Here is a 14,488-nt window from a genome sequence, read left to right on the forward strand (position 1 = left end):
TTGTTGCCTCGAATCTAGGGCATGCTGCGTCGCAGCACCACCGAACGCTGGGTCTTGCCGCCATGCGCTCAGTGCATGGCCAGACGCGGCCCCGCCACCGCCGGGCAACCGACAAGACCCCGCAAAGGCAGCGGCGGCGGGCGCATGAATTCACCCGCGATGCGACAAATTCTCGCCCAAGTTCGGGGCGATACCCATACTCGCCCGCCAATTTCCGAAGGACACGGCATGCTTGACGCAGAATTCGACAGCTATGTCGGCGAGTACGCCGCGCAGCACGCTCAGAGCATTCGCCTGTCGGGGGAAACGCCGGGTTATTTCGCCGAGTACAAGATCCGCGAACTGGCCCGCATGGCGCGGGGCTGGGGCTATAGCGACCCGCAGATCCTTGATTTCGGCAGCGGCATGGGCAACTCGTTGCCCGGCCTGCGCAAATATTTCCCCGGCTCGAAGATCAGCGCGGCGGATGTGTCGGCGGGCAGCCTTGCCGCCGCGCAGCGCCTGCACGGCGCGCGCGAGGCGCAGCTGTTGATCGGTGCGGGCGGCATTCCCGCCCCCGATGCCAGCTTTGACATCAGCTTTACCGCCTGCGTGTTCCACCACATCCCCGAGGCCGAACATCTGCGCTGGCTGAGCGAACTGCGCCGGGTGACGCGCCCCGGCGGGCGGCTGGTGATCTTTGAACACAACCCGCTGAACCCGCTGACCCGCCACGCGGTGCGGATCTGCCCGTTCGATGTCAATGCCGTGCTGATCGGATCGGGCGAGATGCGCGCGCGCATGATCGCGGCGGGCTGGGACGCGCCGAAGGTCGATCACCATGTGTTCTTTCCCCGCGCGCTGTCGCGGCTGCGGGGGCTGGAAAACGCCCTGCGCTGGTGCCCGCTTGGCGGGCAATACGCCGCCTATGCGCAAAGGGGCTGACCGATGAGCGCCGCCGCCACGCCTCTGACCGGCCAGATCTGGCGCTATGGCGCTGTCGGGCTGGTCAACACCGGATTCGGACTGGCGCTGATTGCCGCGCTGCATCTGGGGCTTGGCCTTGGCCTGACGGCGAGCAACGCGGCCGGGTACCTGTGCGGCTGGCTGATCTCGTACCAGCTCAACCGGCGCTGGACCTTCCGTCATCGCGGCGCCGTGCGGCGCAGCCTTGTCGCCTACGGCGCGCTTGTGCTGGTTGCCTTTGGCATCAGCCTGTCTCTGGTGGCCGGGGCGCTTGCGCAGGGCTTGCCCTATCTGCCCGCGCAGGCGGCGGGCGTGTGCCTTTACAGTGCCATTGTCTTTTTCGGAGCCCGTCATGTCGTATTTGCAAGCCATTGACCCCGCGCCCGCCGCTTTGCGCGCGGTGCCCGAGCTGACGATTGTCGTGCCCTGCCACAACGAGGAAGCCGCGCTGCCACCTCTGTTCCGCCGGCTTGAGGCGCTTAATGACGATCTGCTCGGGCAGGGGCGGCTGACCCGCCCGCTGCGGCTGCTGCTGGTCGATGACGGCTCGAGCGACCGCACATGGGAGCTGATCGAGCGCGCCCGCACCACGCTGCCGGTGCAGGGCCTGCGCCTTGCCCGCAACCGGGGCCACCAGACCGCGCTGCTTGCCGGGTTGATGCAGGCGCAGACCGAGGTGGTCGTCAGCATGGACGCCGATCTTCAGGACGACCCGGCGGCGATTGCCGAGATGCTGGGCGCCTACCGGCGCGGCGCCGAGATCGTGTTCGGGGTGCGCGACCGGCGCGACAGCGACACATGGTTCAAGCGCCGCTCGGCCCGCGCCTATTACGCGCTGCTGGACCGGCTTGGCGTTGATCTGCTGCAGGATCACGCCGATTTCCGCCTGATGAGCCGCAAGGCGCTGAGCGCGCTGGCCGCTTACGGCGAGGGCAACCTGTTCCTGCGCGGCCTCGTGCGCGATCTGGGCTTTCAAACCGAGATCGTGCTTTATGACCGCGCCGCCCGCTCCGAGGGCGAAAGCAAGTACAGCCTTGGCAAGATGCTCTCGCTTGGCATCGAGGGGCTGACCTCGTTCTCGGTCAAGCCGCTGCGGATGATCGTGCTGGCCGGGATGCTGGTGGCGGGGCTGGCCTTTGGCTTTGGCCTGTGGAGCTTTGTCGAATGGACCATGGGGCGCACCACGCCGGGCTGGGCGTCGATTGTGCTGCCGCTAAGCCTGCTGGGCGGGATGCATCTGATCGCGCTGGGGGTGATCGGCGAATATGTCGGCAAGATCTACCACGAGACCAAGCGCCGCCCGCGCTACATCATCGACGAAATCGCCAGCCATGACGGCGCCACCCGCGCCGCGCCGACCCTGAAAAGCATGGCGCGATGATCGCCGCCGCCACAATGCTGCGGGGGCGCATCGCGCTTAACCCGGCGGCGCTGGCGCTGGGGTTCGTGCTGCTTTGCACGGTTCTGCCCTTGCTGCGCCACGCGCATCTGCCGCTGGTCGATCTGCCCAACCATATCGCCCGGCTGCATCTGGCGGCCACGGCCAGCGATGGCCCGACGGCGCAGTATTTCCGCTATGCCTTTGCGCTGGTGCCCAATTCCGCCGCCGATCTGCTCTGGCAGGGTCTGGGCCATCCAACCGACGTCGAACGCTTTGCCGGGCTGGTGATGGCCAGCGCGGCGCTGAACCTCGTGCTGGGCACCATGGTGCTGGCGCGCTACCTGCACGGGCGCTGGACGCTGTGGTCCGCCGGGGTTGGCCTTGTGGTCTACAACATGGCCTTCCTGTTCGGGTTTCAGAATTTCGTCTGGTCGCTGCCGTTCGGGCTGTATGCGCTGATGCTGTGGCTGCATCTGGAACCGCGCGCCACGTGGCTGCGCGTGGCGGTGTTCGTGCCGGTGGCGCTGGCGCTGTATCTGGCGCATTTCTTTGCCTTCGCCTTCTTTGCCGTCATGGTGCTGGGCCGCGAGGTGCAAACCCTGATCGAGGCGCGCGGCCGCGGGTTTGCGCGCCGCTTAGCGCTGGCGCTGCCGTTCTTGCTGCCGCTGGGCTGGCTGATCGTCTCGACACTGCGCGCGCCGCCCGCCGCATCCGGCAGCTTTACCAGCTGGCTGACGCTGAAGGGCTGGCTGCTGCGCTGGCGGCATCTGCTGCTGAGCCCCGATGCCGCGCCGTCCGATCCGATCAACCTGCTGGGCCTCGCGGCGACCTGCCTGCTGGGGCTTCTGGCGTTGCGCCTGTTTGCCCGCAGCGGGCCGCGCCTTGTGCTCGATGCGCGGATGCGCGGGGCGGTGATTGCGCTGGCGGCGGTGTCGGTGCTGGCACCGCAATGGCTCAACGGGGTGGCGCTGGTCGATATCCGGGCACCGGTGCTGCTGCTGGCGGCGATCTTTGCCGCAACCACATGGCAGGGGCTTTCGCCGCGCGGCGGCTGGCTGCTGGCGGCGGTGTTCGCGGTGCTGATCGCCGGGCGTGGGCTGTATTTCGACCGGATGGCGGCGCGCTATTCCGCCGATATCGAAGACATGTACAGCGTCGCCGAGTCCTTGCCGGCGGGCGCGCGGGTTCTGCCGCTGCGCGCGCCGGGCATGGAAAACGACCGGCTGTTTCATCACGCGCAGGCATTGCTGGTGGCGCGGCGCGATGTCTATGTGCCGACGCTGTTTCAAGGCGTTCACGCGCTGAGCCTGAAACCGCAATGGGCCGATCACGCCCACCCGGCGCTGTTTTCCATCGATCTGCGCCGGGCGTTGTCGCCAGACGACCCGGATCTGCCGCCGATCTTCCTGACCGGCGCTGTGCCCGAATTCGCCCGCGACTGGCAGCGCAAATACCACTATGCGCTGCTGTTCGATGCCCATGATCCCGCCGACCCGCGGCTGAGGCCCATCGCCCGGCAAGGCCGCATGACGCTGTTTGCGGTGCACCCCGGCCCCGGTGATCGTGTCGCCGTCATGACGCCGCAGGCTCGACCAGCACGCTGATGAACTGCACATGCGGGTCGAGCATCTCTTCGACCCCGTGCACCACCTCGGCCAGAAAGGTCAGGGAATCCCCCGGCTCCATCACGAACAGCTCGTCCCCCGAGCGGTAGCGCATCCGCCCGGTCAGCATATACAGGAACTCCTGCCCCGGATGCTGGAAGCGGGCATAGGGGGCGGCATCGTCCTTCATGTCGATCAGGTAGCTTTCGAACAGCCGCCGCCCGCCGAATTGCCCGCTGAGCAGCCGGTAGGCATGGCCGTGGCGGGTGCCGGTGCGCACCACCTCGGGCTGATCGGCGGCTTTCATCTGCTGCGCCGCGCCGGGGCGGGTCTCGGCAAGGCGGAACAGCTCTGACAGCTCGATCCCCAGCGCGCCGCCAATGCGGATCAGAACGTCGAGCGAGGCCGAGGTCTGCCCGGTTTCCAGCCGCGACAGCATCGCCACCGACACCTGCGCCACCGATGCCAGATCCGCCAGCGTCAGCTTCAGCTGCTGGCGGGTGTGGCGGATCACCCGGCCAAGGCGCTGCTCCATCGGCATCGGGCTGACCGCGACGCTGCGCCGTTCAAAGGCCTCGGCGTGGTCGCGCCGCAGCCGGTCGACGTCTGGGGGGTCTGTCTTGCTCAAGCCGGAATCCTTTGTCTGCGCCGGGAAAGGCTACGGTGCGAGCGGTGTAATGCAAAGAAAAGCGGCAGGAAATTTGCGTCACATGCAAATCTATTGCACAGGTGTTGACGTTTTGCGCATCCCGCGCCTAGCGTCGGGGCAGATTTCGCAACAAGGACCGAGCCACAGCATGACAGCAGACCTGCCAGAAATGAGCGCCTTCAAGGATATGCATGTCGGGCTGTTCGACCTTGACGGGCTGTTCTGCCACAAGTTGATGCAGGGGCGCAAAGCCGCGAAACTGGCCGAAAAGGGCTATAGTTTCTGCGATGTGATCCACGCATGGGACAGCGCCGAAGTGCAATGGGACGATCATCGCACCTATATCGACCGCCCGGCAAAGATCCATACCGGCACGCTGCGCCGCTGGCCTTTTGGCCCCGATGCCGGGCTGATGATCGCCGATTTCACCGGCGATTACGGCGTGCTCTCGCCGCGCAATCAGGCCGCGCGGCAGCTGGACAAAGCCGCCGCCATGGGCTTCGAGGTCACCGCCGCGTTTGAATATGAATTCTTCCTGCTGGCCGAGACCCCGGACAGCCTGCGCGCGAAGAACTACCGCGATCTGGACCATTTCGCCAAGAACAACCGCACCTATTCGCTGCAATCCGCCGCTGCCCATGGCGATTTGTTCGACGGGCTGCGCGCGGTGATGGAGACGCTCGATATCGGGCTCGACAGCCTGCACACCGAACTGGGGCCGGGCTGTTTCGAAGCGCCGCTGGCGGTGGCAAAGGGGCTCAAGGCCGCCGATGACGCGGCGCTGTTCCGCAATTTCGCGCGGGCGTATTTTGCGCGCCAGGGGCTGACCAGCGTGTTCATGTCAAAGCTCGATCCCGGCCTGTCGGGGCAATCGGGGCATTTCCATATTTCGCTGCAAAAGGACGGCCCGGCGTTCAGCGACCCTGCCGCGCCCGACGGGCTGAGCCAGACCGCCCATGCCTTTCTGGCCGGGCTGTTGCAGCTGATGCCCGAAATGCTGGTGCTCACCGCGCAGACCGTCAACGCCTACAAGCGCCTCGTGCCCGGCGCATGGGCCCCGACATGGGCCAGCTGGGGGGTGCAGAACCGCACCTGCGCCGTGCGCATCGTCAACGACACCCCCGAGGCGACGCGCATCGAATTCCGCGTGCCCGCCGCCGACAGCAACCCCCATGCGGTGATGGCGCTGTGCCTTGCCGCCGGGCTGCACGGCATCGAACAAGGGCTGACCCCGCCGCCGCCCACCACCGGCAGCGCTTATGACGTGACGCCAGAGCCGGCGCAGCGCTTTCCACGCGATCTGATCGAGGCGGCGGACCGGCTGGAGGCCTCGACCACCGCGCGGCAGCTGCTGGGCGATACCTTCGTCGATCACTGGGTGCGCTCGCGCCGCTTCGAGGTGCAGGATTACCTGCGCCACGTCTCGGACTGGGAAATCAAACGCTATATCGAGCTTTTCTGACGGAAGACCCCATGCTGGACACATCCTGCCCCCCCGATCGTAGCTGGTCCTGGCCGACCGCCATCCGCTTTGGCGCCGGGCGCCTGAGCGATCTGCCCGCCGCGCTGCGCGAGATGGGCGCAAGCAACCCGCTGTTTGTCACCGACGAAGGGTTGCTGCCGCTGCCCCCGGCGCAGGCCGCGCTGGCGGTGCTCAAGGATGCCGCCATGGCGCATGGCGTGTTTGCCGAGGTGCAGCCCAACCCCACCGGCGTTTCGGTGGAACAGGGCGTCGCGGCGTTTCGTGCCGGGGGCCATGACGCGGTGATCGCCTTTGGCGGCGGCTCGGCGCTGGATGCGGCCAAGGCGGTGGCGCTGATGGTGCACCAAAGCCGCCCGATCTGGGATTTCGAAGACATCGGCGACAACTGGACGCGGGTCGATACCAGCCGCACCGTGCCGGTCATCGCGATCCCGACCACCGCCGGAACCGGGTCCGAGCTGGGCCGCTCGTCTATCATCACCGACAGCGCGGCGCATCGCAAGCTGATCATCTTTCACCCGATCATGATGCCGCAGATCGCCATTCTTGACCCCGAGCTGACCGTAGGCCTGCCCCCGGCGCTGACCGCCTCCACCGGGATGGATGCGCTGTGCCACGCGCTCGAAACATGGATCACCCCGAATTTTCACCCGATGGCCGACGGGCTGGCGCTTCAGGCGCTGCGGATGATCAAGGATGCTCTGCCGCGCGCCTTTGCCGATGGCACCGATCTGGCGGCGCGGGCCGACATGCTGATCGCCTCGGGCATGGCCTGCGTGGCGCTGCAAAAGGGGCTGGGCGGCGTACATGCGCTCAGCCATTCGCTGGGGGCGGTGTATGATCTGCCGCACGGGTTGCTGAACGCGATCCTGATGCCGCATGTCACCGCGCTTAATATGCCCGCCGCCGAGGCCCGGCTGGCCGAACTGGCGCGGCTGCTGGATCTGCCGGGGCAGGGGGCGCAGGCGGTCATCGACTGGCTTGAAACGCTGCGCGATACGCTGGACATCCCGGCCTCGCTGCGCCCGCTGGGGGTAGACGAGACGCGGCTGGACGAGGTCGTCGCGCTGGCGCTGCGCGACCCATGCGCCGCCGCCAACCCGGCGCCGTTTGATGCCGAACTGGCGGAGGCCATGCTGCGGCGGGCACTGGGGTAAGCGCCCGCCCGGCTAGCCGCGGCGCGGGCCTGATGTGCTGACGCCATGGGTGCGCTGATGCCCGCCCGCGCCCGGTTCTGGATCGGCGGGCGGGGGCACGATGCCGCCGGCTTCGGGGGTCTGTTCAATGCCCGAAAGTTCCTCGCCGCGAAAGGCGGCCTCAAAGGCGCGCAGGCGCTTGTAGATCGACAGCAGCTCGACAATCGTGGTCCATGAATTGACGAGAAACTGAAAGGCGTTGCTGACCTGTCCGAAGGCGGTCAGGATCTGCTGCCACAGCCCCAGCGTGATCTGCCCCGCCACGATGGTCGGCACGAGGATGATATTGACGTAGATATTGTCGGCCTGAAGATACAGCCCGCGCGCCACGTTGAAATACATGTAGTGGAAATACAGCCGGAAATAGTTGCGCCGCACATTGCCGAACAGCTCGGTGACGGTGGGCGGGCTGGCGCGGCTGGCGTCGTCTTCGCCGTAGACCAGTTCCTTGCGATAGGCCGCCTCGACCCGCTGGTTGAGGAATTCCAGCCCCGGCAGCCGGATGCCCACCAGCGCCAGCAGCCCGGTGCCAAACGCCGCCCAGAACACCAGTGCGATGAACAGCGGATGCGGGATCACCCCGACCAGCGGCAATTCGGTGACATATTGCGACAGGCTCCAGAGCACCGGCAAAAACGCGATCAGCGTCATCACCGCATCCACCACCGACACGCCGAGCCCCTCCATGATGGTGGCAAAGCGCATGGTGTCTTCCTGAACCCGCTGCGAGGCGCCCTCGATCTTGCGGATGCGCGGCCAGCGCGACATGTAGAAATCATTCATCGCGGTGCGCCAGCGGAACACGTAATGGCTGACGAAAAACCGCGTGATCACAAAGACAAGCGTGGCGATCATGGCGATCTCGGCAAAGATCACCAACAGCCCGTACAGATCGGCGGCGCTCACCGTGCCATCGCCCGACAGCGCCGTCTGGAACTGGTCAAAGAACGGCCGTCGCCAGTTGTTGATGGCCACGCTGACCTGCACGCCCAGATAGGTGGTCAGCAGGATGAAGGCCGAGCCAAGGATAGACCAGCGTTGCCACGGGTGCGGGCTCAGGATGAACCACGCTGCCGCGAACAGCGCCACCCAGACGATATAAACCACGTAAAACCACAGGAAGGACGGGGTGTAGAAATACGAGATCCCGACCACCGGATCGCCGGTTTCGGGCAGATCGAACCCCAGCGCCGCGCCGATGCTGTCTCCGGGGCCGTACCACAGCAGCATTCCGAGCGCCGTCCAGATCAGCGCAGAGACAAAGAACAGTTTCGGCTTGGGGAAGAACGATTCGAACACGCGAAAGAACCTCGGGGGAGAAGGCGCAGCCAGGGCGCATGTTGTCGATGAGCGTGACTGTCACGCCAGCGCCGGTAAAGTCAAATCGCCCGATGTTCACGTTTCGGCGCGTGGCAGGGCGTTGAAAAAATTATCGTGAGGCAATAGGCGGCGCGCGCGGGCCGTGGCATACTGCGAGCTGGACTTCGCGCCGCCCTCGGGGGCGCGGATCTGCGCCTTGCCGGTGGCGCGTTCCAGCGCGGCGATGCAGCGGGTGCTTCCATGTTTTTTGATCCCGGTTCCTATGCGCCCCTTGGGGCGATGCTTCTGGTGGGCGGCGTGTTTGCGCTGTTCACGGTGGAACGCTTTCCCGCCGAGGTGGTGGCCCTTGCCGGGGTCGCGGTGGCGCTGGTCCTTGGCCTCGTTCAGGTTGAGGACGTGCTGAATGCCCTGTCCAACCCGGCGCCCGCCACCATTGGCGCGATGTTCGTGCTTAGCGCCGCGCTGGTGCGCACCGGCGTGCTCGAAGCCATGGCAGGGGCCCTTGGCCGTGGCATGGAGCGCCGCCCGCGCCGCACGGTGCTGGCGTTTTTCGTGCTGGCCGCAGTTGCTTCGGCCTTCATGAACAACACGCCGGTGGTGATGATCCTGATCCCGGTGGTGTTCGCGCTGTCGCGCCAGCTGGGCACCAGCGCCTCGCGGCTGTTGATGCCGCTCAGCTACGTGGTGATCATGGGGGGCACCTGTACGATGATCGGCACCTCGACCAACCTGCTGGTCGACGGGGTGGCGCGCCAGCAGGGGCTGGCGCCGTTTGCGCTGTTGGAAATCGCGCCGCTCGGGCTGGTGCTGGCGCTGGTCGGCGGCGGCTTTCTGGCGCTGGCCGCGCCGCGCTTCTTGCCCGAGCGCACGCCGCTGGCGCAGATGCGCGGCGGCGCGGCGCGCTCTTGGCAGGTCGAGCTGTTCGTGCCGGTGGGCTCGCCCCTGATCGGGCGCAGCCCCGCCGATGTGTCGGAATTCCGCCGCCCCGGCACCCGGCTGGTCGACCTGATCCGCGCCGATGTCTCGCTGCGCCGCGAGATCGGCGAGGCGCGGCTTGCGGCGGGGGATCGCATCGTTCTGCACGCCCCGGATACCGAAATCGCAGGCTTTCGCGACGGCTCGAAGAGCCTTGCCATTTCCGGCACGCAGGCCGCCACGGCGCGGCGCCATCAGATCGTCGAGGCGCTGATCAAGACCCGCACGCGGCGCTTTGCCAGCCTTGGCTGGCGGCGCAGCCACGGGGTCTATCCGATTGCGGTGCACCGGCATGGCAGCTCGGTCGATCTGGCGGATGAGGCGCTGCATCTGCGTCCCGGCGATACGGTGCTGCTGGATGGCGCGGGCGAAGACATCGCCCGGCTTGCCCGCGACGAAGATCTGGTCTTGTTGGCACCGATGCAGGCGCGGGCGTTTCGCCGTGGCCGCGCGCCGATTGCGCTGGCGGTGCTGGCGCTGGTGGTGGTCGGCGCAGCGCTAGAGCTGGCGCCGATCCTGCCGCTGGCGATCATCGGCGCGGCCATTGTGCTGCTGACCGGCTGCGTCGAGGCCGACGAGGGGCTGGGCAGCATCGACGGGCGGTTGCTCCTGCTGATCGTGGGGATGCTGGTGCTGGGCACCGCGATGGAGCGCAGCGGCGCGATGGCGTTGATCGTCGAGGCGATCTCGGGGCCGCTGCGCCATCTCAGCCCGCTGCTGGCGTTGGCGCTGATCTATGCGGTGACCTCGGTGCTGACCGAGATCGTCACCAACAACGCGGTGGCGGTGCTGATGACGCCGGTGGCGGTGGGCGTGGCCCAGACGCTCGGGCTGGACCCGCGCGCCTTTGTGGTGGTGGTGATGTTCGGGGCCAGCGCCAGTTTTGCCACGCCGATCGGCTATCAGACCAACACCATGGTTTATAACGCCGGTGGTTACAGGTTCACCGATTTCCTGCGGCTGGGATTGCCGATGAACCTGATCGCCGGGGCGGTCACGGTGCTGGTCGCGCCGCTGATCTGGCCGCTTCAGCCCTGAAGCGTAGCCCAGGCGGTGACAAACCCCTCGGCCTTGGAGCGCACCGTCGCCACGTCATCGCCCGGCTTGTACAGCGCCGAGCCAAGGCCAAACCCGGCCACCCCAGCGGGCAGGAAATCGGCCATGGTGCCCGGCGTGATGCCGCCCACCGGAAACAGCCGCGTGCCCGCGGGCAGGATGGTGCGGATCGCCTTGATCGCGGCGGGGCCGACCAGCTCGGCGGGAAACACCTTGAGCCCGCGCGCCCCGGCATGCAGCGCGGCATAGGCTTCGGTTGGCGTGGCGATGCCGGGAATGCAGATCATGCCCTTGGTGGCGGCGGCGCCGATCACCGCGGTATCGGCATGGGGCATCACCACCAGATCGGCGCCGATGGCATCCAGCCTGTCGACATCGGCCAGCGTGGTGACGGTGCCTGCCCCGACCAGCGCCTCGGGGGGCAGGGCGTCGCGCACCGCCTTGATGCTGTCGAAGGGCTCGGGCGAGTTGAGCGGAATCTCGATCAGCCGGAATCCGGCGTCGAAAAGCACCTGCGCGACGGGCACCGCTTCGGGCGGGGTCAGCCCGCGCAGGATGGCGACAAGGGGCAGGGCGGCGCAGGCCGCATCAAGGCGTTGGGCACGATCGGTCATGACTGTCCTTCAGGGATAAGCCCGGCGGCGCGGGCGAAATGATACAGCCCCAGCGGGGCGGGGTTTTCGATCAGCGCCGCTGCGCCAGCGCCGCAGATCTGGCGCAGCGCCGCATCGTAGCGCGCACAAAGCGCGCCGCCACCGACCAGCAGCAGCGCACCGCCCGCGTGCTGCGCAAGCCCGGCGGCTACCTCATGCCCGATCAGCAGGCCGGACATATATTCGGCCAGCGAAGCGCTTGGCAGCTGTCCGGTCAGGCCCAGCGTGCGGGCGCTGAACAGCTGATGGCTCAGCGCGCCGCCGCTGGCGGCCTCGGCGACACCGCGGGCAAAGGCATCGGGGTCTGGCGCGCTCTCGTCGGGCATCAGCCGCCCAAGGATGGAATGGGCGCGCAGCACGGCAAAGATCTCGCCGGTCATGTAGGTGGCAAAGCCGGTGACAGCGCCGCCCTGCACCTGCGCCCATTTGCAATGGGTGCCGGGCAGGATCAGCGTGGCGCTGGCCTGCCGGTCCGGATGCCCCACGATGGCCCCGGCGATCTGGATTTCCTCGCCGCGCATCACATCCGGGGGCGCGCCCGTCGGCGCATGGATCAGCCCCGGCGCGATCAGCATCTCGCCGCGCGGGGTCTGCACCCGCCCGGCGGCACCGCTCAGCTGCGAGACATCGGCGGGGCAGGGCAGGTAGGGCACCTCGGCCCAGCCCTGCGCGCTGCCGACCATGCCGCAGGCGACCAGCGGCGCGTCGGGCCAGCCATCGGTCAGCGCGCTCAGCGCAGCGGCGAAGCCATCGGCGCCGGGCTGCGGCAGATGCTGGATGCCATGCCCCGAGGCGCGGGTTTCAAGCACGCCGCCCCCCGGCGCGATGCGAAAGGCGCGCAGGCTCGAGGTGCCCCAATCAAGCGCAATCAGCGCGGTGTCGCTCATCTGTCTCTCCATCCAAGGGTCGTGCGGGCCGCGCCATGCGGCCGTTGGGGGCGGCGTCATCGCGGCGAGGTCGAGCCGCGCGCCATCATCGCAAAGCCCAGATCGACGCGCCGCTCGCTCACCGAGCCGGGGCTTTCGATCTCGGCCAGCAGCATGGCGATGGCGCGGGAACCGATCTCGCGGCGCGGCGTGGCGACGGCGCTCAGCGAGGGCACCATCTGCCGCGCCATCTCGATGTCATTGTAGCTGCAAATGCCCAGCTCGCGCGGCACGTCGATGTTGCGGGCGCGCGCCTCCATCAGGGCGCCGACGGCAAGGTCGTCGTTGTTGCACATCACCGCGTCGGTGTCGGGCGCGCGGTCGAGAAGCTGTTCGAGAAGCTGCCGCCCAAGCCCCACCGAAGAGGGCAGCGGCGTGGTGACGATGCGCGCCTCGTCATGCAGCCCGGCGGCGCTGGCGGCGTCGCGAAACGCCTCGAGACGGCGGCGCGCGCGCGGGTCCATCCGCGCCGACAGGAAGCCCAGCCGCCGGTAGCCGCAGGCGCGCAGATGCTCTGCCCCGGCCCGCACCGAGGCCAGCTGGTCAAACCCGACGCACATATCCACCGCGTCATCCGAGGTTTCCATGATCTGCACGATCGGGCAGCTCGCCTGTTCAAGCAGGGCGCGCGCGGCATCGGTCTGATCGCGCGACGAGACGATCATCCCGGCGGGGCGCTGGCTGAGAAAGGCGCGGATCAGGCCTTCTTCTTCCAGCGCGCTGTAGCGGTAATTGCCGATCTGGATGAAAAAGCGCGTGTCCTGCGCGCCGTCATAGACCCCGCGCAGCACGTCCGAGAACACGTTGTTGGTCAGTGAGGGCACCAGCAACCCGATGGTCGAGGTGCTGCGCGAGGCCAGCGCCGAGGCCGCCGGGTCGGGGGTATAGCCCAGCTTGCGCACCGCTTCTTCGACCTTGGCGCGGGCTTTTTGCGACACGATTCCGGGCGAGCGAATCGCGCGGGAAACAGTGATCGCGCTAACACCAGCCTCGCGCGCAACATCGGCAAGGGTGGGGCGGTCTGATCCTGCGCGCGATTTTCTGGGCATGGGCCGTGATCCTTTTGTTGCTGTCTTTCTTGCTGAAATATCGCGATGGTTCAAGCGAAACCGCCCTGCGCCGTGGATCGCAGGCGGGCGGAAAACTGCGGCCTCAGATAATGATTGCGCTGTCATTTATGCTGTCCTATGGTCCGCCCAGACCCGGCGCGCAGAGCCATGCGCCCGGGCCATGGATTCTTGGAGGAGCCCAGCATGTCCATTCTTTCCCGTCGCAGCCTGTTCGCAGGCGTTGCCATGACCCTTGCCCTTGCCAGCACAGCGCAGGCACAGGAATACACCTTCCGCATCCAGTCGTCGGACCCGGCGGGCAACACCAACTTCCTGCTGCAAAAAGAGTGGGCGCAGATGGTGTCGGAAAAGACCGACGGGCGTATCGCCGTCGAAATGATGCCGGTGGAAACCATCGTGGCGCATTCCGAAACCATGGACGCGGTCGCCGCGGGCATCCTTGATGGCCATTTCACCGACACATCCTATGCCTCGGGCAAGGACGCGGCCTTCGGGCTGATCGCCAACCCGGTCGGCGCATGGTCGGACCCGTCGCAGATGTTCGATTTCATGGCGAATGGCGGCGGCAAGGAGCTGATGAACGAAATGCTCGAACCTTACGGTTTGCATTTCATCGGCGCGACCACGCCGGGGCTTGAAGCCTTCGTGGCCAAGGTGCCGCTGGACGGGGTGGCCGATCTTCAGGGTCTGAAGCTGCGCGCCCCCGAAGGCATGGTGCAGAACGTGTTTGCTGCCGCTGGCGCCGCGCCGGTGAACCTGCCGGGGTCCGAGGTGTTCACCTCGCTCGACAAGGGGGTGATCGACGCCGCCGATTACAACACCTTCTCGACCAACGCCGCGCAGGGCCTGCATGATGTGGCCAAACACCCGGTCTATCCCGGCTTCCATTCGATGCCGCTGATCGAAGTGTCGGTGAACCTGTCGAAATGGAATTCGCTGCCCGACGATCTGAAGACCGCGATGGAAGAGTCGGTGGCGGAATTCGCCGTCTACCAGTCGCAGACCGTGCATGAGCGCGACATGGAAGCGGCCAAGGAAGCCGAAGCCAGCGGTGAGATCACCATTCACGACTGGTCTGATGAAGAGCGCGCCAAGTTCCGCGCCATCGCCCGCAGCCAGTGGGAAGATGCCGCCAAGGCCTCGGCCAACAGCCAGAAGGTCTATGACCTGCTGACCGCCTATCTGATCGAAAAGGGGCTGATGGAGGAATAATCCCCATCCTGCCCGTTG

The 14,488-nt window shown here is 67.0% G+C and carries 13 protein-coding genes; 8 read left to right on the top strand and 5 right to left on the bottom strand.

Going from position 1 to position 14,488, the window contains the following annotated elements:
- Positions 1-228 precede the first annotated feature (228 nt).
- From Q4543_RS04230 to Q4543_RS04245, 4 genes are read left to right on the top strand one after another with little or no spacing between them, the layout of a single operon-like run.
- Positions 229-924 (top strand): class I SAM-dependent methyltransferase, encoded by a 696-nt coding sequence (locus tag Q4543_RS04230; RefSeq protein WP_303436509.1) that lies wholly within the window; start codon positions 229-231, stop codon positions 922-924.
- A 3-nt stretch (positions 925-927) separates the two neighbouring features.
- Complete coding sequence (locus tag Q4543_RS04235; RefSeq protein WP_216003872.1) at positions 928-1,320, top strand: GtrA family protein; 393 nt, start codon at positions 928-930, stop codon at positions 1,318-1,320.
- Complete coding sequence (locus Q4543_RS04240; protein WP_303436511.1) at positions 1,298-2,326, top strand: glycosyltransferase family 2 protein; 1,029 nt, start codon at positions 1,298-1,300, stop codon at positions 2,324-2,326. The genes Q4543_RS04235 and Q4543_RS04240 overlap by 23 nt, the downstream gene beginning before the upstream one ends.
- Positions 2,323-3,930: a hypothetical protein gene (locus Q4543_RS04245; RefSeq protein WP_303436512.1), complete on the top strand. Its 1,608-nt coding sequence runs from the start codon at positions 2,323-2,325 to the stop codon at positions 3,928-3,930. The genes Q4543_RS04240 and Q4543_RS04245 overlap by 4 nt, the downstream gene beginning before the upstream one ends.
- On the opposite strand, the gene Q4543_RS04250 is transcribed toward Q4543_RS04245, so the two are convergent.
- Entirely contained in the window at positions 3,899-4,558 is a 660-nt protein-coding gene (locus tag Q4543_RS04250; RefSeq protein ID WP_303436513.1) for a helix-turn-helix domain-containing protein, read from the bottom strand. The two genes, Q4543_RS04245 and Q4543_RS04250, sit on opposite strands and share 32 nt — an antisense overlap.
- Before the next feature lie 169 nt (positions 4,559-4,727).
- On the opposite strand from Q4543_RS04250, the gene Q4543_RS04255 reads away from it, so the two are divergent.
- A complete protein-coding gene (locus Q4543_RS04255; RefSeq protein WP_303436514.1) occupies positions 4,728-6,041 on the top strand; it encodes a glutamine synthetase family protein in 1,314 nt (437 codons plus the stop codon).
- A gap of 11 nt (positions 6,042-6,052) precedes the next feature.
- Entirely contained in the window at positions 6,053-7,219 is a 1,167-nt protein-coding gene (locus Q4543_RS04260; RefSeq protein ID WP_303436515.1) for an iron-containing alcohol dehydrogenase, read from the top strand.
- Between the two features lie 12 nt (positions 7,220-7,231).
- Here the strand turns inward: Q4543_RS04260 and sbmA are convergent, their stop codons facing one another.
- Complete coding sequence (gene sbmA, locus Q4543_RS04265; protein ID WP_303436516.1) at positions 7,232-8,557, bottom strand: peptide antibiotic transporter SbmA; 1,326 nt, start codon at positions 8,555-8,557, stop codon at positions 7,232-7,234.
- A gap of 261 nt (positions 8,558-8,818) precedes the next feature.
- Between sbmA and Q4543_RS04270 the strand changes: the two genes are divergently transcribed.
- On the top strand, positions 8,819-10,591 hold the full coding sequence (locus tag Q4543_RS04270; protein ID WP_303436517.1) for an SLC13 family permease: 1,773 nt from the start codon (positions 8,819-8,821) through the stop codon (positions 10,589-10,591).
- Here Q4543_RS04270 and Q4543_RS04275 read toward each other — a convergent pair.
- The 3 genes from Q4543_RS04275 to Q4543_RS04285 are packed head-to-tail and all read right to left on the bottom strand — an operon-like array spanning position 10,582 to position 13,237.
- On the bottom strand, positions 10,582-11,223 hold the full coding sequence (locus tag Q4543_RS04275) for a 2-dehydro-3-deoxy-6-phosphogalactonate aldolase (RefSeq protein WP_303436518.1): 642 nt from the start codon (positions 11,221-11,223) through the stop codon (positions 10,582-10,584). The two genes, Q4543_RS04270 and Q4543_RS04275, sit on opposite strands and share 10 nt — an antisense overlap.
- On the bottom strand, positions 11,220-12,149 hold the full coding sequence (locus tag Q4543_RS04280) for a 2-dehydro-3-deoxygalactonokinase (RefSeq protein ID WP_303436519.1): 930 nt from the start codon (positions 12,147-12,149) through the stop codon (positions 11,220-11,222). The genes Q4543_RS04275 and Q4543_RS04280 overlap by 4 nt, the downstream gene beginning before the upstream one ends.
- A 56-nt stretch (positions 12,150-12,205) precedes the next feature.
- Positions 12,206-13,237 carry a LacI family DNA-binding transcriptional regulator gene (locus tag Q4543_RS04285; protein ID WP_216003862.1) on the bottom strand — a complete coding sequence of 344 codons (1,032 nt, stop codon included), beginning with the start codon at positions 13,235-13,237 and terminating at the stop codon, positions 12,206-12,208.
- A gap of 204 nt (positions 13,238-13,441) precedes the next feature.
- Between Q4543_RS04285 and Q4543_RS04290 the strand changes: the two genes are divergently transcribed.
- Positions 13,442-14,470 (top strand): TRAP transporter substrate-binding protein, encoded by a 1,029-nt coding sequence (locus Q4543_RS04290; protein WP_216003861.1) that lies wholly within the window; start codon positions 13,442-13,444, stop codon positions 14,468-14,470.
- Positions 14,471-14,488: the final 18 nt, after the last annotated feature.

Origin of the sequence: Salipiger sp. 1_MG-2023 (assembly GCF_030547555.1) — a bacterium.
GTDB lineage: Bacteria > Pseudomonadota > Alphaproteobacteria > Rhodobacterales > Rhodobacteraceae > Salipiger.